Origin of the sequence: Streptomyces sp. NBC_01446 (assembly GCF_026340095.1) — a bacterium.
Classification (GTDB): Bacteria; Actinomycetota; Actinomycetes; order Streptomycetales; family Streptomycetaceae; genus Streptomyces; species Streptomyces aureus.
In genome coordinates, this window is the sequence record NZ_JAPEPO010000001.1 from 1,715,053 (window position 1) to 1,734,334 (window position 19,282).

At 71.9% G+C, this 19,282-nt stretch carries 13 protein-coding genes; 6 read left to right on the top strand and 7 right to left on the bottom strand.

The window, feature by feature from the left end; translation table 11 throughout:
* Positions 1 to 7 precede the first annotated feature (7 nt).
* The 4 genes from OG456_RS07725 to OG456_RS07740 form a co-directional block, all read right to left on the bottom strand.
* Positions 8 to 520: an ATP-binding protein gene (locus tag OG456_RS07725; RefSeq protein WP_266558529.1), complete on the bottom strand. Its 513-nt coding sequence runs from the start codon at positions 518 to 520 to the stop codon at positions 8 to 10.
* Positions 521 to 656: 136 nt separating this feature from the next.
* On the bottom strand, positions 657 to 2,402 hold the full coding sequence (locus tag OG456_RS07730; protein WP_266558531.1) for a pyruvate dehydrogenase: 1,746 nt from the start codon (positions 2,400 to 2,402) through the stop codon (positions 657 to 659).
* A 79-nt stretch (positions 2,403 to 2,481) separates the two neighbouring features.
* Positions 2,482 to 4,032, bottom strand: a complete 1,551-nt coding sequence (locus OG456_RS07735; protein WP_266558533.1) for a protein phosphatase 2C domain-containing protein — start codon at positions 4,030 to 4,032, stop codon at positions 2,482 to 2,484.
* 125 nt (positions 4,033 to 4,157) lie between these two features.
* Positions 4,158 to 7,904 carry a S8 family serine peptidase gene (locus OG456_RS07740; RefSeq protein ID WP_266558535.1) on the bottom strand — a complete coding sequence of 1,249 codons (3,747 nt, stop codon included), beginning with the start codon at positions 7,902 to 7,904 and terminating at the stop codon, positions 4,158 to 4,160.
* A gap of 198 nt (positions 7,905 to 8,102) precedes the next feature.
* Between OG456_RS07740 and OG456_RS07745 the strand changes: the two genes are divergently transcribed.
* From OG456_RS07745 to OG456_RS07770, 6 genes are all read left to right on the top strand, one after another.
* The gene (locus OG456_RS07745; RefSeq protein WP_266558537.1) at positions 8,103 to 9,128 is read left to right on the top strand and encodes a helix-turn-helix transcriptional regulator; all 1,026 of its coding nucleotides are present in this window, start codon (positions 8,103 to 8,105) and stop codon (positions 9,126 to 9,128) included.
* 85 nt (positions 9,129 to 9,213) lie between these two features.
* On the top strand, positions 9,214 to 9,696 hold the full coding sequence (locus OG456_RS07750) for a DUF456 domain-containing protein (protein WP_266558539.1): 483 nt from the start codon (positions 9,214 to 9,216) through the stop codon (positions 9,694 to 9,696).
* Positions 9,697 to 9,849: 153 nt separating this feature from the next.
* Positions 9,850 to 12,177: a Tat pathway signal sequence domain protein gene (locus tag OG456_RS07755; protein WP_266558541.1), complete on the top strand. Its 2,328-nt coding sequence runs from the start codon at positions 9,850 to 9,852 to the stop codon at positions 12,175 to 12,177.
* A 174-nt stretch (positions 12,178 to 12,351) separates the two neighbouring features.
* Complete coding sequence (locus tag OG456_RS07760) at positions 12,352 to 14,049, top strand: MFS transporter (protein WP_266558543.1); 1,698 nt, start codon at positions 12,352 to 12,354, stop codon at positions 14,047 to 14,049.
* Positions 14,046 to 15,476, top strand: a complete 1,431-nt coding sequence (locus OG456_RS07765; protein WP_266558548.1) for an amidase — start codon at positions 14,046 to 14,048, stop codon at positions 15,474 to 15,476. The genes OG456_RS07760 and OG456_RS07765 overlap by 4 nt, the downstream gene beginning before the upstream one ends.
* 77 nt (positions 15,477 to 15,553) lie before the next feature.
* Positions 15,554 to 15,922, top strand: a complete 369-nt coding sequence (locus tag OG456_RS07770) for a PPOX class F420-dependent oxidoreductase (RefSeq protein WP_266558551.1) — start codon at positions 15,554 to 15,556, stop codon at positions 15,920 to 15,922.
* Between the two features lie 12 nt (positions 15,923 to 15,934).
* Here the strand turns inward: OG456_RS07770 and OG456_RS07775 are convergent, their stop codons facing one another.
* From OG456_RS07775 to rsgA, 3 genes are all read right to left on the bottom strand, one after another.
* Positions 15,935 to 16,426 (bottom strand): methylated-DNA--[protein]-cysteine S-methyltransferase, encoded by a 492-nt coding sequence (locus OG456_RS07775; protein ID WP_266558553.1) that lies wholly within the window; start codon positions 16,424 to 16,426, stop codon positions 15,935 to 15,937.
* Entirely contained in the window at positions 16,423 to 17,823 is a 1,401-nt protein-coding gene (locus OG456_RS07780; RefSeq protein ID WP_266569110.1) for a DNA-3-methyladenine glycosylase 2 family protein, read from the bottom strand. The genes OG456_RS07775 and OG456_RS07780 overlap by 4 nt, the downstream gene beginning before the upstream one ends.
* Positions 17,824 to 17,950: 127 nt before the next feature.
* Positions 17,951 to 19,060: a ribosome small subunit-dependent GTPase A gene (rsgA, locus tag OG456_RS07785; RefSeq protein WP_266558555.1), complete on the bottom strand. Its 1,110-nt coding sequence runs from the start codon at positions 19,058 to 19,060 to the stop codon at positions 17,951 to 17,953.
* Positions 19,061 to 19,282: the final 222 nt, after the last annotated feature.

Consider the following 19,282-nt stretch of genomic DNA (forward strand, 5'->3'; position numbering starts at 1 on the left):
CGCGGTGTCACGCGGGGCCGCCGTCCAGTTCGAACCAGACCACCTTGCCCACGCCCAGGGCCCGTACGCCCCAGGCGTCCGCGAGGGACTGCACCAGGACGAGGCCCCGGCCGTTCGTACCGTCGTCGGCGACCGGTACGCGCAGCCTCGGCCTGCGCCCCACGAAGTCCCTGACCTCCACCCGGAGCCTCTTGGGCCCGACGGTGGCCGTGAGGACTGCGTCGTGGTCGGTGTGCACGAGGGCGTTCGTCACCAGTTCGCTGGTGAGCAGCTCCGCGGTCTGCGACCTCTCCGGCGGGCCCCACTCGTCCAGGAGTTCGCGCAGTGCGCGCCTCGCCTCGGGCACCGCCCGCAGGTCGGACCGCCCCAGCGTGCGCCTCAGCAGCGCGCCTCCGCCGTCGTCCGTCGTGCTGTTGTCCGTTGTGCCGTCGTTCGCCGCCCCGTCGGTCCCTGGCGCTTCCTCCGTTGGGGAGCGTCCGGCCACCGTGGTGGGAACGCGCCCTCGTACCAGCCGTTTCATGACCCCCGCCCGCACGCCGATGACCTTGCCCCTTCTCCTGCGACCATGCTCGAACGCGTACACGGGAATGCATGCCCCGCACGCATGTCCGCACTCCTGTGGATTCATCCACCAATGAAGTCGCGGCCCGGCGGTGCTACGGGCGCGGCACGTTGCGGATGTTGGAGCGGGCCATCTGGACCATGCGGCCGACGCCGCCGTCCAGGACGATCTTGGAGGCGGAGAGCGCGAAGCCCGTCACCATCTCGGCGCTGATCCTGGGCGGGATCGACAGGGCGTTGGGGTCGGTGACGATGTCGACGAGGGCGGGGCCCTTGTGCTTGAAGGCGTCCTTCAGGGCCCCTGCGAGCTGTTTCGGCTTCTCCACGCGCACCCCGTACGCGCCGCACGCGCGGGCTACGGCCGCGAAGTCGGGGTTCTTGTTCGTCGTCCCGTACGACGGGAGCCCGGCCACTAGCATCTCCAACTCGACCATTCCGAGGGAGGAGTTGTTGAAGAGGACGACCTTGACCGGCAGGTCGTACTGGACGAGGGTCAGGAAGTCGCCCATCAGCATGGAGAACCCGCCGTCACCCGACATCGACACAACCTGGCGGTTCCGGTCGACGAACTGGGCGCCGATCGCCATCGGCAGCGCGTTGGCCATGGAGCCGTGCGAGAACGAACCGATCACACGGCGGCGGCCGTTGGGCGAGATGTAGCGCGCCGCCCACACATTGCACATGCCGGTGTCGACCGTGAACACGGCGTCTTCGGCGGCGAGTTCGTCCAGCACGGAGGCGACGTACTCGGGGTGGATCGGGACGTGCTTCTCGACCTTCTTCGTGTACGCCTTGATGACGCCTTCGAGGGTGTCCGCGTGCTTCTTCAGCATCTTGTCGAGGAAGCGCCGGTTCGTCTTCGGCTCCACGCGCGGGGTCAGACAGCGCAGCGTCTCGCGCACGTCGCCCCACACGGCGAGGTCCAGCTTCGAGCGCCGGCCGAGGTGCTCGGGCCTGACGTCGACCTGGACGATCTTCACGTCCTTCTGCGGCAGGAACGCGTTGTACGGGAAGTCCGTGCCGAGCAGGATGAGCAGATCGCACTCGTGCGTCGCCTCGTACGCGGCGCCGTACCCGAGCAGCCCGCTCATGCCGACATCGAAGGGGTTGTCGTACTGAATCCATTCCTTGCCGCGCAGGGCGTGCCCGACCGGCGACTTGATCTTCTCGGCGAACTCCATGACCTCGGCGTGCGCGCCCGCGGTGCCGCTGCCGCAGAAGAGGGTGACCTTGGCGGCGTCGTCGATCATCTCGACGAGCCGGTCGATCTCGGTGTCGCCGGGGCGGATGGTCGGCCGGGACGTGACGATCGCCGTCTCGACCGACTTCTCGGGGGCGGGCCGGTCGGCGACGTCTCCGGGCAGCGTGACGACGCTGACGCCCGACTGGCCGACCGCGTGCTGGATCGCCGTCTGCAGGACACGCGGCATCTGCTGCGGGTTGGAGATCATCTCGCTGTAGTGCGAGCACTCCTGGAAGAGCCGGTCGGGGTGGGTCTCCTGGAAGTAGCCGAGGCCGATCTCGCTCGACGGGATGTGCGAGGCGAGGGCGAGGACCGGGGCCATGGAGCGGTGGGCGTCGTAGAGCCCGTTGATGAGGTGCAGATTGCCGGGCCCGCAGGAGCCGGCGCAGGACGTCATCTTCCCGGTGATCTGCGCCTCCGCCCCGGCGGCGAACGCGGCGGTCTCCTCGTGCCGTACGTGGATCCAGTCGATCGCGGAGTTGCGGCGGATCGCGTCGACGACCGGGTTCAGGCTGTCGCCGACGACGCCGTACATGCGCTTGACGCCCGCGCGGACGAGGATGTCGACGAACTGCTCGGCGACGTTCTGCTTGGCCATGACTCACGCGCCCCTTCACAAACCGGGTCCTGAGGACATTCGGGATACTCGTGGTCCCATGAATCCACAGCGGGCGCGGTTACGCCTCCCAAACGGCGGCGGCCGTGCGGTCGTCCGCGTACCCCTTGACCCGTACCTGGGTGTCCGCGAGGAACGCCGTGAGGCCGGGCGGGCCGCTCCCGTCCCAGCGGCGCGTGAGGTGCCCGGACAGCTCCGGCTCGCCGCGCAGGGGCTCGGCCAGGCCCGCCGTGCACAGCAGGAGCGTGTCACCCGGGCGGGCGACGGAGGCACGGAAGCGGAACGGGTCGCGGGGCTGTTCGGGCGCCGGCTCGTACGGGCTCGGGGGCGTGGTGATCCCTAGGTCCATGGTCAGGCGGTCGCCGTCAGGGGTCTCCGGCTTCGGCGAGCCGTAGCCGACGACGGGGGCGCCCGACGCCTCGGAGACCTGCGGCTCGATGTCCTGCCACTCGCCGTCGCGCAGCCGGAACAGGCCGCCCCCGCCGACGCCGAAGAACACGCGGGTGCGGCAGCCGGGGTCGGCGGGCAGCAGGAGGCAGCGCAGGCTCGCCGTGTACTCCTCCGGTTCGAGGCCCTGCTCGGCGGCGCTCGCCCTGAGTCTGCCGAGGCTCCGGTCGGTCAGGCGGTGCAGGCCCGACTTCAGGTCGCCCCGGTGGGCGGCGCGGATGTCCTCGGCGAGCCTCGCGTGACTGCGGCCGACGGCGCGGCCGATCCAGTCGCAGGCCTCGGCCGCCGCGCGGTGCGCTCCGGGTGCGGCGCGGGCGCCGGTGGCCATGGCGACCAGGATGAGGGCGCCGGGGCCCGTGCCGAACCGGGCGGTGAGCAGGCAGTCGCGGCGGGGCTCGCCCCGGTATCGCGCGGAGTCGCCGCGCACCGACACCGCGCGCAGGGTGGAGGTCCCGTACCTGGCGCCGTCCAGGACGGTGTCGGCGACGAGGTCGTCGAGGGTGTCGGGGTCGGCGGCCGGAAGCGCGGTGGGTTCGGCGTCGTACGTGGGCGGGCCGTCGCCGACGTAGGGGACGACGGGCGGTTCGGGGCGGGCCTCTGGCTCTTCGGCGACGACCGCGTCCTCGCCGGGACCGGCGTCGGGGGCGGGCGCATCGGCGTCGGGCGCGCGCAGGTCCGGCGCGGCGGCGGGAGGGGGCGGCGGTGGCCGGTGGCCGGGCGGCGGCGGCCCGGGCGGAAAGCTCTGGGGGCGCCCCGGAGCGTGCGCCGGGGGTTCCCAGGGAGCGCGCGGGGCGCCCACGGGCCGGGCAGGCGGCGGGGGGTCCACGGGCCGGGCGGGCGCCGGCGGCGGTGGCGGTGGCGGTGGCGGCACCATCCGCTGCTCCGGGACCGGCGCCCGCCCAGCGACCTGCTCGGGGACCGGCGCCCGCCCAGTGACCTGCCCCGGGACCGGCGCCCGTTCCGGGACCTGCTCCGCGACCGGCGCCTGCTCATCGGCGCGTTCAGGCCCCGCCGACACCGTCCCCGACGCCGAGGCGAACCGGTCGTCGAGGGTGTCCGGGGCCGGGGTCGGACCCGTGTCGTCGGTGGAGTCGTCGTACAACTGCCCCCACCAGTCGTCGCCTTGACCGTGTCGGCCGGAGTTCCTCTCCCCCTGCTGGCTCATGCCCTTATTGTCCACCGCACGGGCCGTACGAAAACGGGCATCCGGAAATTCCAGCACGCGAAAGGTCCGCCGGACGACCCCACCCCCCACGGGAAGGACGCCCGGCGGACCGGCTCGTTCGGTGATCAGCGCACGTCGTAGGCGCGCGTCACCGTCTGTTCGACCGAGTTTCCCTTGGCGTCGGTCAGTTGGGCCTTCAGGGTGACCTGCTTGCCGGAGGCACCCGCGTGGTTCACGGTCGCGGTCCACTTGCCGCCGTGCTCGGCCGTCTTCGCCTCGGTCCAGGTCACGCCGTCGTCGTACGAGTACGCGAGGGACACCTTGGTGAGGTCACCGGGCGTGTAGCCGGCGTGCCCGGTCGCGGTCAGGCCGATCTGCTGGCCGTCCTGCGCGGCGAGGGCCTTGAGGCCGTCTTCGGGCAGGGTCAGGTGCGGGAAGAGCAGCGGGATGCCCTGCGAGTAGACGTTCTCGTCGAGGTGCGAGCGGAACGACCACGTGGTGAGGGTCCCGGTGGAGCGGTTCCAGACCTTGGAGCCGATCTTGTGGGTTTCCAGGGTGAGTTCGTACGCGGAGTCGTCGGCCGGGACGGTGAACGCTCCGAACGGCCAGCCGCTGGAGCCGATCAGCTCGCCGTCACGCTTGAGCGACACCCCGCCGATGTCACCGAAACTGCCCTGGACTCCCTGGTGTTCGCCGTCTCCCCAGAAGCCGGGCGCGACACCGATGAGGTTGCCCTGCCGCTCCGCGGCGAGCACCTGCTGCCCGCTGTCGTCGAGCGGGCTCGTCGGCGCGAGGACGCCGCCGTACCACTCCTCGGTGCGCTGCTCCCCCTTCTTGTACGTCCGCACGGGGTCGATCATGAACTCGCCCCACGGGAAGCTGCTGGAGACCTGGTGGCCCCAGCCGGTGGTGCCCGCCGAGTAGTACTCGGTGCGCTGCGAGGGCGCGGCGACGGTGTCGAGGGCGCCGCTGCCCGCGACGAGGCCGGAGGGCCGGGCGGCGGAGGGCAGGTCGAGGTAGTCGGTGGCCGTGCCCATCGCGCGGTACGTGGCCTTGTTCGCGGCGAGGTCCTTGTCGCGGACCCGGTAGGTGCGGTCCGAGCCGATCGGGCCGGTCTCCGGGAAGGCCAGGTTGTAGAGGTACGGGCTCTTCGCCGTGGCCTTCCAGCGCAGCGTGACCTCGCCGGAGCCGAGCTTGCCGAGCAGGGCCGTGGCCTCGTCGGTGGGCAGGCCGAGGACGGGCAGGGCGCCGCCCACGTAGCCGGTGGAGGGGTACCAGCGGCCCGCCGCCTCGCGGTAGCCGATGACCGCGACGGCCCCGGCGGCCTTGGCGTTCGACGCGACCGTGGAGGCGGCGCCGGTGTCCGGCAGCTTCACGAGCGCGATCTTGCCCTTGACCCCGGCGGCCGTCAGATCCTCGGGCGTGCCGGCCTTGGCGTCGACGATCTGTGCCTGTCCGGTTCCGTCCAGGTTCGTGGAGCTGGTGTTGGCGGTCACCGGGTGCAGCTTCTGCCCGCCGACGACGGCGAGTTCGGAGATCTGCGGGGCCGCCGCACGCCAGAAGCTGTCGAACTCGAAGGTGCCGTCCGTGGCGCGGCCCTCGACGTCGGAGTAGTACCCGGCGATGGAGCGGCTGCCCGACGCGGTGCCCGCGTGCAGCCAGGTGTCGTCCCAGCTGCGGGCGAACCCGAGGGTGGTGCCCCGCGCTTCGGACGCCTTGTCGGTGTTCACCTTGAGGCGGCCGGCCTTGCGCGCGTCGAGGACGACGGTGGTGTCCTTCTTGACGTCGAGCTGCGGACGGGCCAGGTAGGAAAGGGAGTTGACGAGGGTGCCCTCGGTGTCGGGTGTGGCGACGAAGCTGGAGAGGAAGTAGCGGCCCGGACGCACCTGGTACGTCTGGTCGGCCGCGCCCTCGTTGAAACGGCGCTCGCCGCTGGCGTCGTCGGTGCCGATCAGGTCGACGGACGACTGCCCGGCCGCGGGCTTGCCTGAGCGGTCGACGAGCTTGACCCGGAGGGTGACCGTCTCGGGCTGCACGTACAGCGAGAAGGGCGTGGAGACGCCGACGCCGTCGGCGGTGGCGAGCACGCGGCCGGTGACGTCGCCGTACTGGGCGGCCTTGAGCGAGGCCGTGGGGTCGAGCTTCAGGGGGACCTTGACGGTCGTGCCCGCCGGGACGGTGACCGTGCGCTCGCCGAGCTTCGCGACCGCGGAGTGGACCGAAGAGCCGTCGTTGCCGGTGATGCCCTCGACGTCCAGGCTCAACCGCACCGGCTTGTCGCTGGTGTTGGTGTACGGCACGTCGACGGTGGTGCGGTCGCTGCTGTCCTGCGGCCAGTTGAAGCTGCCGCCCTGGACAGCGCTCGCGCCGAGCACCTTCTCGTCGATCGCGGCCTTCACGTCGAGGCGCCCACCGCCGGTCTCGCGCACGTCGCCGGGGATGGCTGCGTCCGCGGAGGACACGAGGGCCGACTTGATCTGCTGCGCGCTCCAGTCGGGGTGGCGTTCCTTGACGATGGCGGCGGCGCCCGCGACGTGCGGGGTCGCCATCGACGTACCGCTCATCGACTGGTACGCGTAGATGCCGCGGCCGCCCGCGGCGGCGGCCGAGATGGCGACGCCGGGCGCGGTGATCTCGGGCTTGAGGGTGTGAGAGCCGTAGGCCGGGCCGCGGCTGGAGAAGTTCGCGGTGGCGTCGGCGCCGTCGACGGCGCCGACGGTCAGGACGCTCGGCGCGCAGCCGGGCGAGGAGACCGTGTTGTTCGCCGGACCGGTGTTGCCCGCCGCGATGACGAAGAGGGTGTTCTTCGAGGACTGCGCGAGCTCTTCGGTGGCGGTGGCCATCGGGTCGGTGCAGTCGGTCTGCGCGGGGTTGCCGAGGCTCATGGAGACGACGTCGGCGCCTTGGTCGACGGCCCACTGCATACCGGCGATGATCCACGAAGTGGCGCCGGAGCCCGAGTCGTTGAGGACCTTGCCGTTGAGGAGCGTGGTGCCGGGGGCGACGCCGCGCTCCTTGCCGTCGCTCGCCGCGCCGGTGCCGCCGACGGTTGACGTGGTGTGGGTGCCGTGGCCCTGGTGGTCGCCCGCGTCGTCGGAGTCGGTGAAGTTCTTCGACTCGGCGACGCGCCCCTTGAGGTCGGGGTGGTCGGTGTCGACACCGGTGTCGAGAACGGCGACCTTGGTGCCCTTGCCGTCGTAGCCCGCGGCCCACGCCTCGGGGGCGTGCACCTGCTTCGTCGACCGGTCGAGGCTGGCCTGCATCTTCTCGTCGAGCCAGAGCTTCTTGAGGGAGCCGGCGGCGCGGGAGCGGGTGTCGGTGACGTCGGCCCAGAAGTCGGCGGCCTTCTTCTTGTCGGCCTTCAGCGCCACGCCGTCGACGGGGTCGAGCACGAGGCCGCGCTCGGCGCCGCGCGGGGCGGCGGGCGCGCTGCGGGCGACGTCGACGGACTTGTCGTAGACCGCGATGAGCGGCAGCGTCTTGCTGTGCGCGTCGTCGTAGCCCTGGCGGACGAGGCCCGTGACGTTGAAGAGCTCCTCGTCGACGCGGCCGTCGGCGATCGCCTTGACGGCGCCCGCGGGGTAGACGTAGAGGTCCTTGCCCGAGGTCCGGGTCTGCACGAGCGGGGCGGTGCCGTCCTCGCCGGGGAGCGCGGTGGCCGCGCTGTGGCCCGAGCCGTCCTTGGTCACCAGGATCCGGTCGCCCGTGACGAGGGTGACGACGGAGCCCGCCCCCTCCTTCGCGGCCGCCTCGCTGCCGACGACAGGTCTCTTGGCGTCCCCCCGTGGTTCGGCCACGGTAGGCAGGGCCGCGGTGACGGCCAGGACGACGGCGGTCGCCGCCACCGAGGCCGTACGCGATATCGCGCGCATCGCTCTCCCTCTCCCCAGGTGAAAGCGCAGGTGAATACGGCGCAAAGGCCGTATTCCCGGCGGATGTTGGTGCTGCGGTGGCGCCACATTGGCAGAGAGAGCGGTGGTACGGGGAAGATGGGGCGCGGCGGGTTTGTGCCGTGGCCGTTTCCCGCCACGGTGCCGCCGGAACCGAGGCTCGGGGAGGGGCATCGCCGCATGCTGGGTGCGATAGGTCTGGACGAGATGCACGAGAGCACGTACCGCGCGCTCGTGTCGCTGGGCGCGGCCGACGTGCCCGATCTCGCGGGGCGGCTCGCCCTCGCGGAGTACGAGACCGAGCACGCGCTGCGCAGGCTGGAGCGGCACGGGCTCGCGGCGCAGTCGTCGGCGCGGCCGGGGCGCTGGGTCGCGGCTCCGCCGGGCGTCGCGCTCGGCGCGCTCCTGACGCAGCAGCGGCACGAGCTGGAGAAGGCGGAGCTGGCGGCGGCGCTGCTCGCGGAGGAGTACCGGGCGCAGGCCGCCGAGCCCGCCGTGCACGATCTGGTCGAGGTGGTCACGGGCGCCGCGGCCGTCGCGCAGCGGTTCCTCCAGCTTCAGCTGGGCGCCACGGACGAGGTCTGCGCGCTGGTCACCGGCAATCCGATCGCCGTGTCGGGCATGGACAACGAGGCGGAGGAGCAGGCCGCCGGCCGGGGCGTCGCGTACCGGGTCGTGGTGGAGCGCGAGGTGCTTTCGATGCCGACGGGGCTGACGGAGCTGTCGGCCGCGATCGGGCGGGACGAGCAGGTACGGGTCGTGGACCGGGTGCCGACGAAGCTGGTGATCGCCGACGGGGCTCTCGCGATGGTGCCGCTGACCTCGCGCACGGCGGAGCCCGCGGCGCTCGTCGTCCACGCGAGCGGGCTCCTGGAGTCGCTGTCCGGTCTGTTCGAGGCGGTCTGGCGGGACGCCCTGCCGCTGCGGCTCGGCGAGAGCAGCCGCACCATCACCGAGCAGGAGCCGGACGGCCCCGACGGCACGGACCTGGAGATCCTCTCCCTTCTTCTGGCCGGACTCACGGACGCGAGCGTCGCCAAACAGCTCGACCTGGGGCTTCGCACGGTCCAGCGCAGAGTGAAGCGCCTGATGGAACTGGCCGGTGTGACGACGCGGCTCCAGCTGGGCTGGCATGCGTACGAGCGGGGCTGGGTGTCCCGGGACGTGCCGGTGGAGCCGCGCGGGGAGCACGTCGCGGAGGGCTGAGTTCCGCGGCCGGAAGCCGTCGGTGGTGGCGAAGCGTGAAGCTCTGCGATCTGCGGGTTCCGTCGTTGTCCGGCACTCTTGGCAGATGGGCGCGTGGGAACTCCTGCTGGTGGGAGTGGTGATGCTGCTCGGCCTGTGCGGGGTGCTCGTGCCCGGGGTGCCCGGGTCGTGGCTCGTGTGGGCCGCGGTCCTCGTGTGGTCGCTCCAGAACCCGAACGGGCTGGCCTGGGGTGTTCTGGTCGGCGCCACCGCCGTCCTGCTCGCCGCCCAGGTGCTGCGCTGGCAGCTCCCGCAGCGCCGGCTGCGCGAGAGCGGGGCCACGCGCCGCACCGCGATATGGGCGGGGGCCGGAGCCCTCGTCGGTTTCTGCGTGATCCCGGTGATCGGATCGATCCCGGGGTTCATCGGAGGCATCTACCTCTGCGAGCGCCTGCGCCTCGGCCGGCACGGCGACGCCGTCACCTCGACCCGGACCGCGATGCGCGCCGGCGGCTCCAGCGTCCTGGCCGAACTCTTCGCCTGCCTGCTCATCGTGGGCGCCTGGATCGGGGCCGTGATCTGGGGCTGAGCGTTCCGGTTCATGTATGCGCACAGCATCCACGTAGCGCGAATTACATCGGATCTCTCCCGACATATTGACGGGCTCTCGTCACTTCTCTAGCTTGCCGCAGGGGATAGCTCCGATGAATCGACGTCTGCTTCGACACGTGGAGGCCGCGCCATGCCAAGACCGTCCAGAAGGACCGTGCTCGCCACCGGATCCACCCTCGCCGGGGCCGCGCTGGCGGGCGGGCTGCCGGCACAGGCCACCGCCGCCACTCCCGTCGCGACCCCCGCCACAGCGGCGAGCGCTCCCTCCGAAGACGCCTGGCGCACCGTCCTCGACGACGCCGACCTCGTCTGGCAGAAGATGCCGAAGACCTGGTACGAGGGCCCGTACCTCGGCAACGGCCTGCTCGGCTCCGGGATCTACCAGGAGCCCGGGAAGAACGCGATCCGCTTCAACGTCCAGCACTCCGAGGTCCAGGACCACCGCCCGGAGTTCGGCTCCCTGTTCGGTCTGGCGCGGCTGCCCATCGGCTACTTCACGCTCGAACCCGTCGGCGCCGTCACCGGCCTCGACTGGCGCCTGCGCCTGCGTGACGCGGAGCTGACCGGCACCCTCACCACCGACAAGGGCACGCTCACGATCCGCGCCCAGGTCACCAACGCGCTCTCCGTCCTCGCCGTGGAGGTCACCCCGTCCGAGGGCGAGCGCGGCTTCGCATGGGTCTTCCACCCCGCGCAGTCCATCAGCCCGCGCGCCGCGTTCCAGCCGATCCCGGCCGGCTACGAGGGCAATCCGCCCGCCGAGTCCGGTGAGTACGACGGCGTCTCCGTCTCCGTCCAGCCTCTTCTGTCCGGCGGCCAGTACGTCACCGCCTGGCGCGAGCGCACCCGCGGCGAGCGGCGGACGCTGTACGTGAACGTGGCGCACTCCTTCCCGAAGTCCACCGCCCGCGACCGGGCCGTCTCGACGGTGCGGGCCGCGACCCGGCTCCCGTACGACGCCCTCGCCGTGACCCATCGGGCCTGGTGGCACGCGTACTACCGCAAGAGCTTCCTGTCCGTCCCCGACGCCCGCATCCAGCGCTTCTACTGGATCCAGCTCTACAAGACGGCGTCCGCCGCCCGCCGGGACGCCCCCGTGATGGCGACCAGCGGCCCCTGGCTGGAGCCGACCCCGTGGCCCGCCACCTGGTGGAACCTCAACGTGCAGCTGGAGTACTGGCTGATCCACGGCTCGAACCACCTCGAACTCGACGCCGTCACGCGGGCATTGGGCGAGTTCCGGGACAACCTCACCGCCGAGATGGCCGCGCCGTACCGGGCCGACTCACTCGGCATCCCGCGCACCACGGACATGCACCTCGTGAACGGCGGCGCGACGAGCAACGCGCAGGGTTACGGCGTCGGCATCCCCGGCCAGGACACTCCGACCCCCGAGGTCGGCAACCTCACCTGGGCGCTCCACAACGTGTGGCTGAGCTACCGCCACACCATGGACGAGAAGATCCTGCGCGACGTCCTCTTCCCCCTGCTGCGCAAGGCGATCAACTACTACCTGCACTTCCTGGAGCCGGGAGCCGACGGCAGGCTGCACCTGCCCGCGACGTTCTCGCCCGAGTACGGCGGCAACACCCGCGACTGCAACTACGACCTGATGCTCCTGACGTGGGGCTGTCGGACCCTCCTGGATTCGGCCGAACTCCTCGGTATCGACGACGAGTTGGCGCCGCGCTGGCGCGAGGTGCTCGCCAGGCGCGTGGCCTACCCGACGGACACGAACGGCTTCATGATCGGCGCGGACATCCCCTTCGCGAAGTCCCACCGCCACTACTCGCACATGCTCGCGGTGTACCCGCTGTACGAGCTGACCGGCCGCACCCCCGACGAACTCGCCCTGATCGAGAAGTCGTTGGCCCACTGGGTCGGCTTCGAAGGGGCCCTCCAGGGCTATACGTTCACGGGCGCGGCCTCGATGTCGGCGCTGCTCGGCAAGGGCGAGGACGCGCTCAAGTACCTGGGCCAGCTGATGTCCCGCTTCATCCAGGCCAACACCATGTACAAGGAGTCGGGCCCCGTCATCGAGACTCCGCTGTCGGCCGCCCAGTCCCTGCACGACATGGTGTGCCAGTCCTGGGGCGGCGTGATCCGCGTCTTCCCGGCCCTGCCCGCCGTCTGGAAGGACCTCACCGTCCACGACTTCCGTACGCAGGGCGCCTTTCTGCTGAGTGCGGTGCGTGAGGGGGGCACGACGCGCTGGGTGCGGCTGGTGAGCGAGGCGGGCGCGCCGTGCGCGGTGCGGCACGGGATCACGGGCGCGATCGACGTACGCGACGGGCGGGGCAGGCCACTTCGCTACGAGGACGCGGGCGACGGGGCGATCCGGATCACCCTGCGCAAGGGCGACTCCGCGCTCGTCACCGCGAAGGGCGACCGCCCCGACCTGAGCATCGAGCCGGTCACCGCGAACGCGCCGGCCGCGCGCTGGGGGCTGCCCGTCTGACGTGACCGTGGCCCGGCCCGGTCCTGCCCAGCGCGGGGCGGGCCGGCCCGGGCCCCACGCTCCCGCCGTAAACGGGATCACAAATCCTTGTCCCACCCCTATGAGATACCGACCGGACGGTATTAGCCTCCCCGACCATGCACGCGCTGGCGTGTGCCATGACAGCAGGGAGGCATGATGTCGGTTTCATCACCGGCGGACACGGCTCGGCGCACCAAGCGGCCGCGGCCCTCGGCGCTGAGCGGGCTCGGCGGCCGACGGCTCGACCACTATCCCGAGAGCGGCCCCCGGTACTGGTACCTGGCGCTCGTCGTACTCGCCACGGTCGTTCTCTACTACCAGCTGTACATCCAGTACGCGGTGTCGACCGCCATCATCAGCCACTACCACATGACGTTCCTGTACTTCGTGTACGTCTCGGTGGCCGCCAACGCGGTGGGCGCCTTCTCGTCCCTGGTGGCCGGTCTCGCCGATCGCTGGGGCCGGGCGAACATCGTGGTCTACGGCCTGCTCCTGGTCGGACTGCTCACCACGTTCGTCCTGCCCAACGCGCCGGGCAAGGCGAGCTATCTGGTCGTCTACTCGGCCGTGTCACTCGTCGAGGGCATGATCCTGGTCGCCACCCCCGCGCTCATCAGGGACTTCTCGCCGCAGCTCGGCCGGGCATCGGCGATGGGCTACTGGACGATGGGGCCGATCATCGGCAGCCTCGTGGTCACCGCCGTCACCTCCCGCACCTTCAGCGGAGCCACCACCTGGCAGGACGAGATCCGCTACGCGGGCATCAGCGGCCTCGTCGTGTTCGTCGTCGCGCTGTTCGGACTGCGTGAACTCGCCCCGGCGCTGCGCGACCAGATCATGGTGACCCTGCGCGACCGCGCGCTGATCGAGGCGCGGGCCAAGGGGATGGACACCGAGACGGCGCTGGGCGGTCAGTGGCGCCAGATGCTCCGCCTCGACGTCATCGGATCCGCCGTCGCCATCAGCGTCTACCTCCTGCTGTACTTCGCCGCCGTCGGCAACTTCGTGCTGTATTTCGCCACCACCTTCGGGTACACCGCACAGCGCGCCAACGCCCTCCTGAACTGGTACTGGGGAGCGAACGCGATCTCCCTGGTCCTGGCCGGCCTCTTCTCCGACCGCCTGCGCGTGCGCAAGCCCTTCATGCTGCTCGGCGCGCTCGGGTCCATAGGCTTCACACTGGCGTTCACCCTGCACGCCACCCAACCGCACACCGGCTACTACACGTTCGCGTTCATCGTGGCGGGCATCGGCGTCACCAGCGGTATCGCGTACTCGCCGTGGATGGCGAGCTTCACGGAGACGGTCGAGCGGCACAACCCGGCGGCCACCGCCACGGGTCTCGCCGTGTGGGGCTGGATCATACGGATCACCGTCGCCCTGTCCGCCGCCTTCGTGCCTCTCGTGGTGAGCACGGTGACTCCGCTCATCGAGCACGGCGCGGAGGTCAAGGCCGCGTCGGTGCAGGCGGCCCCGGCCCTCGCCATCACGAAGGCCCACCCGAAGCTCTTCGCCGAACTCGGCTCCTACGCACCGGACAAGGTGCCCGCCCCGCTGCTCGCCCAGGCGCAGAAGGAGGTCGGCGCCGAAGGACTCAAGACCGTGCAGAAGGCGGCGCCGCAACTGAAGATCCTGCGTGAGCACGGACCCGAGGTGCAGCGGGCGAGCGCGGACAACGCGCACGCGTGGCAGACCTGGTGGTGGGTGTGCCTCGGCGGGCAGGTGCTGTTCCTGCCGTTCATCTTCGTGATGACCGGCAGGTGGCGGCCGCGCGACGCCCGCCGCGACGTCGAGGAGCACGAGGAACTGGTGGCCCGGCAGGTCGCCGAACTGAAGGAGAGCGCCGCGTGACCGCCCCGACTCAGCTGCACGCACTCGGCGCGCTCGAACAGGCCGCCGCCGTCCGCAAGGGCGAGGTCGGCCCGGTGGAACTCGTACGGCATCACCTGGACCGGGTGGAGCGCTACGACGAGCAGTTCGGCGCCTTCGTGACGGTGACGCCCGACGCCGCTCTGGCCGGGGCGGCGGCCGCGCGGGAGCGGCGCGCGGACGGGGACCTGCCACCGCTGTTCGGCGTGCCGACGGCGGTCAAGGACCTGGTCGACACGGCCGGCGTACGCACGACGTACGGGTCCAAGGCCTTCGCGGGCCAGGTGCCGGAGGCCGACGCCTACAGCGTGACCCGGCTGCGCGAGGCGGGCACGATCAGCCTCGGTAAGACCAACACCCCCGAATTCGGCTGCTGTTGCTACACCGACAACGACGTGGCGGGTCCGGCCCGCAACCCGTGGGACCCGGCCCTGTCCGCCGGGGGATCCAGCGGCGGGGCCGCGGTGGCCGTGGCGCTCGGCCTCGTGCCGGTCGCCCACGCCAGCGACGGAGGCGGCTCCATCAGGATCCCGGCGAGCGTCTGCGGCCTGTTCGGCATCAAGCCGTCGCGGGGCCGGGTCAGTTCGGGCCCCGCCGGGATCGAGGTCAACGGCCTGTCCGTACAAGGCCCGTTGGCGCGTGGCGTGCGCGACGCGGCCGCGCTGCTCGACGCGCTGGCGGGGCCCGAGCAGGGCGACCCGCACTGGGCGCCGCCGCTCCCGCCGGGCGAGACGTTCCTCTCCCATGCCGAGCGCTCCCCCGGGCGGCTGCGCATCGGCCGGTACGCGCGGCCCGCCGCCGAAGGTGTCACGGTGGATCCCGTGTGCGTGGCGGCCTGGGAGCACGCCTCGCGACTGCTCGAGGATCTCGGGCACATCGTGGAGGACATCCCGACACCGTTCGGCCCCGAGATCAGCGGCCACTTCGTGACGGCGTGGGCGGTGCAGTCGCTCGGCCACGCCCTCGACGCCGGTGCGGAGGAGCTGTTGCGGCCGGTGACCCGGGCCTGGCGCGAGTTCGGGCGCGGGGTCAGCGGCGAGCAGCTAGCGGCCGCCATCACCGGGATGCAGCGCGCCGCACGCCACGCGGTACGGGCGACGTCCGGGTACGACGCCGTGCTCACCCCGACCCTGGCGACGCTGCCGCAACCGCACGAGTTCTTCGACGAGTCCGGCGACCCGCTCGACAATCTGCACCGCCAGAGCGCGTTCAGCGCGTTCACCAGCCCGTACAACATGACGGGCCAGCCGGCGGTCAACGTTCCCCTGTACTGGACCCCGGAGGGCGGCATCCCGGTGGGCGTCTCCTTGGTGGGCCGCCCCGCCGACGAGGCCACCCTGATCGCCCTGAGCGCGCAGTTGGAGGAGGCGCACCCCTGGCACGACAGGTACGCACGTCTCCTCTCGTAACCGTCTGGACGCATCGGGCAACGGCCCTAGGGCGGTTGCCCGATGCGTGGCGGGGGCGATCGTGTTTGGCTGAGGCCATGACCGAATTCAGCGAGGCCGAGATCACGTATCTGAAGTCCCAGCGCCTGGGACGGCTGGCCACCGTCGACCCGAAGGGCCAGCCGCAGGCGAACCCGGTGGGATTCTTCCCGCAGGACGACGGGACGATCCTGGTCGGCGGATACGCGCTCGGGACGACGAAGAAATGGCGCAACCTCCAGGCGAACCCGAAGGTCGCGCTCGTCGTCGACGACATCCTCAGCCTCACGCCGTGGAAGGTGCGGGGCGTCGACATCCGTGGTGAGGCCGAGCTCCTCACCGGCCCGCACCACCTGGGCGCGCACTTCAGCGAGGAACTCATCCGCATCCACCCGCGCAAGATCCACAGCTGGGGGCTCGACGACTAGGCGCCTCGACGACTAGTGATCCTGGAGGACTCCCTCCAGGGACAGCAGCTGCAGCTTTCGCTCCAGGCCGCCCGCGTAGCCGGTGAGGGAGCCGTCCGCGCCGATCACGCGGTGGCAGGGGCGGACGATGAGGAGCGGGTTGGCCCCGATCGCGCCGCCGATGGCGCGGACCGCGGCGCGCGACGCGCCGATGCTCGCGGCCACGGCGCCGTACGTGGTCGTCGCGCCGTACGGCACGGCGTCGAGCGCCGCCCACACCTTCTCGCGGAACTCGGTGCCCTCCGTGCTGAACTCCAGGTGGAATTCCCTGAGTTCACCGGCGAAGTAGGCGACGAGCTGCTTCTCGGCGTCGGCGAATCGCTCGGGTGCGCGCCGCCACCCGGGCTGCACCGTGCGGCCGCCCTTCTGCCCGGGTACGGACAGTGAGGTGAGGGCTCCCGACTCGTCGCCGGTGAGCAGGAGTTCACCGACGGGGCTGTCGAGCACGGTGTAGTAGACGGTCATGACTGCTGCTCCAACTGTCGCTGTGTCCAGAGGTGTTGCTGTGCGTACGTGCGCCAGGGGCGCCAGGTGTCCGGTACGGGTTGCTGCCCCGGCCCGTGGGGCAGGGCCACGTCCGGGTCGGCCAGGGAGCGCATGCGGACGAGGGCGGCGGTGCGGGCGTCGACGCCGGGCAGGGCGCGCAGGGCGGCCTCGGCGTCGTCGCGGTCGGCGCCCGGGTCGAGGCGCAGGGCGCCGTCGGCGAGGGCCGTGGCGAGCGCGCCGACGGGTCCCGGTTCCCCGGCGAGGTCGTCGGGTGAGGGGAAGACATGGGTGAGGGTGCCGCAGGGCGCGTCGACGGCCTTCGCGTACCGCTCGACGAGCCGCGCCGACTCCGCCCGCCCGGCGAGGAGCCGCACGGCCAGCTCGTCGGGGTCGGCGGCGCCCGGCGCGCGCAGACCGGGCCGTGCGGCCACGAGCGGCGCGAGGCGCGGGTCGGCGCCGAGGCGCTCGTCGATCGCGTACGGGTCGCTGTCCAGGTCGAACAGGCGCCGCAGGCGTCCCACGGCCGTCGTCAGGTCGCGCAGGTCGGTGAGGTGGATGCGGGCGTCGAGCCAGCCGCCGTGGTGCGCGGCACGGCTCGCGGGCGTGGACCTGGTGCGCTCGTCGACGGAGACGACGCCGGTGCCGTACGGCAGGCGCAGGGTGCGCCGGTAGATGCGGGCGCCCGGCGTTCCGGTCATCTCCTCGACGCCGTCGAGGGCCTCGCGGGCGAGGGTGTCGAAGAGGGGCCGGGCCTGGTAGGGACCGCGGTGGGCGAGGCGCAGGGGGATACCCGCCGCGGTGGCAGTGGCGCGGGTGGCGGGGGCCTCAGCGCGCAGCTCCGTGGGCGTGCGGGCGTAGACGGCGCGGATCGTGTCGTTGAACTGGCGCACGCTCGCGAAGCCCGCGGCGAACGCGATCTCCGTGATCGGCAGGCCGGTCGTCTGGAGCAGGACGCGCGCGGTGTGGGCGCGCTGGGCGCGGGCCAGGGCGACGGGTCCGGCGCCCAGCTCGATGGTGAGCTGGCGCTGCACCTGGCGGGCGCTGTACCCGAGGCGCACCGCGAGCCCGGCGACGCCCTCGCGGTCGACGACGCCGTCGCCGATCATGCGCATGGCGCGGCCCACCACGTCGGCGCGTACGTTCCAGTCGGCCGAGCCCGGCACGGCGTCGGGGCGGCAGCGTCGGCAGGCGCGGAACCCGGAGCCCTGCGCCGCCGCGGCGGTGGCGTAGTAGCGGACGTTCTTTCGCTTGGGGGTGACCGCGGGGCAGCTGGGGCGGCAGTAGATGCCGGTCGTCTCGACGGCGAAGAAGAACTCCCCGTCGAAGCGCGCGTCGCGGCTGCGCACCGCTTCGTACCGCGTGTCCTCATCGATCATCACGCCCTCCAGTGTGCGCCTGCGCGGCGCCGCGGGCTGGCGGAAATCGGACATGGCGTTGGGGCGCGGGGGTGCCGCGGCCTCCGCCGCCCCGTACGGGACGGCGGAGGCCGCGCGCGAGGCCGGCTCAGCCGAGGCGCCCCCGCTTGGCCTCCATCGCGGCGCGGCCCTGGGCGCCGCGCATCTTCCAGACGCGCCGCATCTCGTCCCGCAGACGGGCGTCGGTGCGGGCGGCAAGCCGCTGGTTCTCGCGCAGCAGCTTGCGGTAGCTGTCGAGGCGGCGCGGGGGCAGCGTCCCGTCGTCGAGCGCGGCCAGCACGGCGCATCCCGGCTCGGCGTCGTGGGCGCAGTCGTGGAACCTGCACCCCTCTGCCAGGGCCTCGATCTCCGAGAAGACCTGCCCGACGCCGGCCTCGGCGTCGAAGAGCCCGACGCCACGCAGCCCGGGGGTGTCGATCAGGACGCCGCCGGTCGGCAGGACCAGCAGGTTGCGGGTGGTCGTGGTGTGCCGGCCCTTGCCGTCGACGTCGCGCACGGCGTGCACGTGCATGACGTCGGCGCCGAGCAGGGCGTTGGCGAGCGTCGACTTGCCCGCGCCGGACTGGCCGAGGAGCACGGACGTCCCGTCGAGGAGCGCGCCGAGCACGTCGATGCCGTGGCCCTCCTCTGCACTGACCGCGAGGACCTGCACGCCGGGCGCCGCCGTCTCCACGTCGGAGACGAGGTGCGCGGTGGTCGCGGCGTCCGGCACGAGGTCGGCCTTGGTGAGGACGACGACGGGCTGGGCGCCGGACTCCCACGCCAGGGCGAGGAACCGCTCGATACGGCCGAGGTCGAGCTCGGCGGCGAGCGACACGGCGATCACGGCGTGATCGACGTTGGCCGCGAGGATCTGGCCCTCCGACCGCTTCGACGAGGTCGACCGCACGAAGGACGTGCGGCGCGGCAGCAGCGACCGCACGTACCGCGGGTCGCGTTCTTCAGGGTCGACGGCGACCCAGTCGCCCGTGCACACGACCTTCATCGGGTCGCGGGGGACGACGAATTCGGTGTCGGCGCGCACCACACCCTCGGCGGTGACGACGTCACACAGGCCACGATCGACACGTACGACACGGCCCGGCAGCAGGCCCTGCTCGGCGAACCGGGCGAACTCGGCCTCCCAGCCGCCGTCCCAGCCGTACACAGCCAGGGCCGATCTCGAGGGGGAAGAGCTCGGGAGAGAAGAGGAAGACAAGGGGTGACCCTTCACAAAGGCGGCCCCAGCTGGTCGCGCACAGCGGCGCGGACAAAGAAGGTAGGTCAGCCGGTGACCACAGAGGTGGACTCGATGAACTTCTGGATGCGGGCAGCGCCCGTCACAACGACAGCCATCGGTCAACACCTCCTGGAATACGCCTCTGCATACGGTGGCCATGGACCACCGCTGGAACGGTTCGGAGACTAGCTCAGGCAGGAG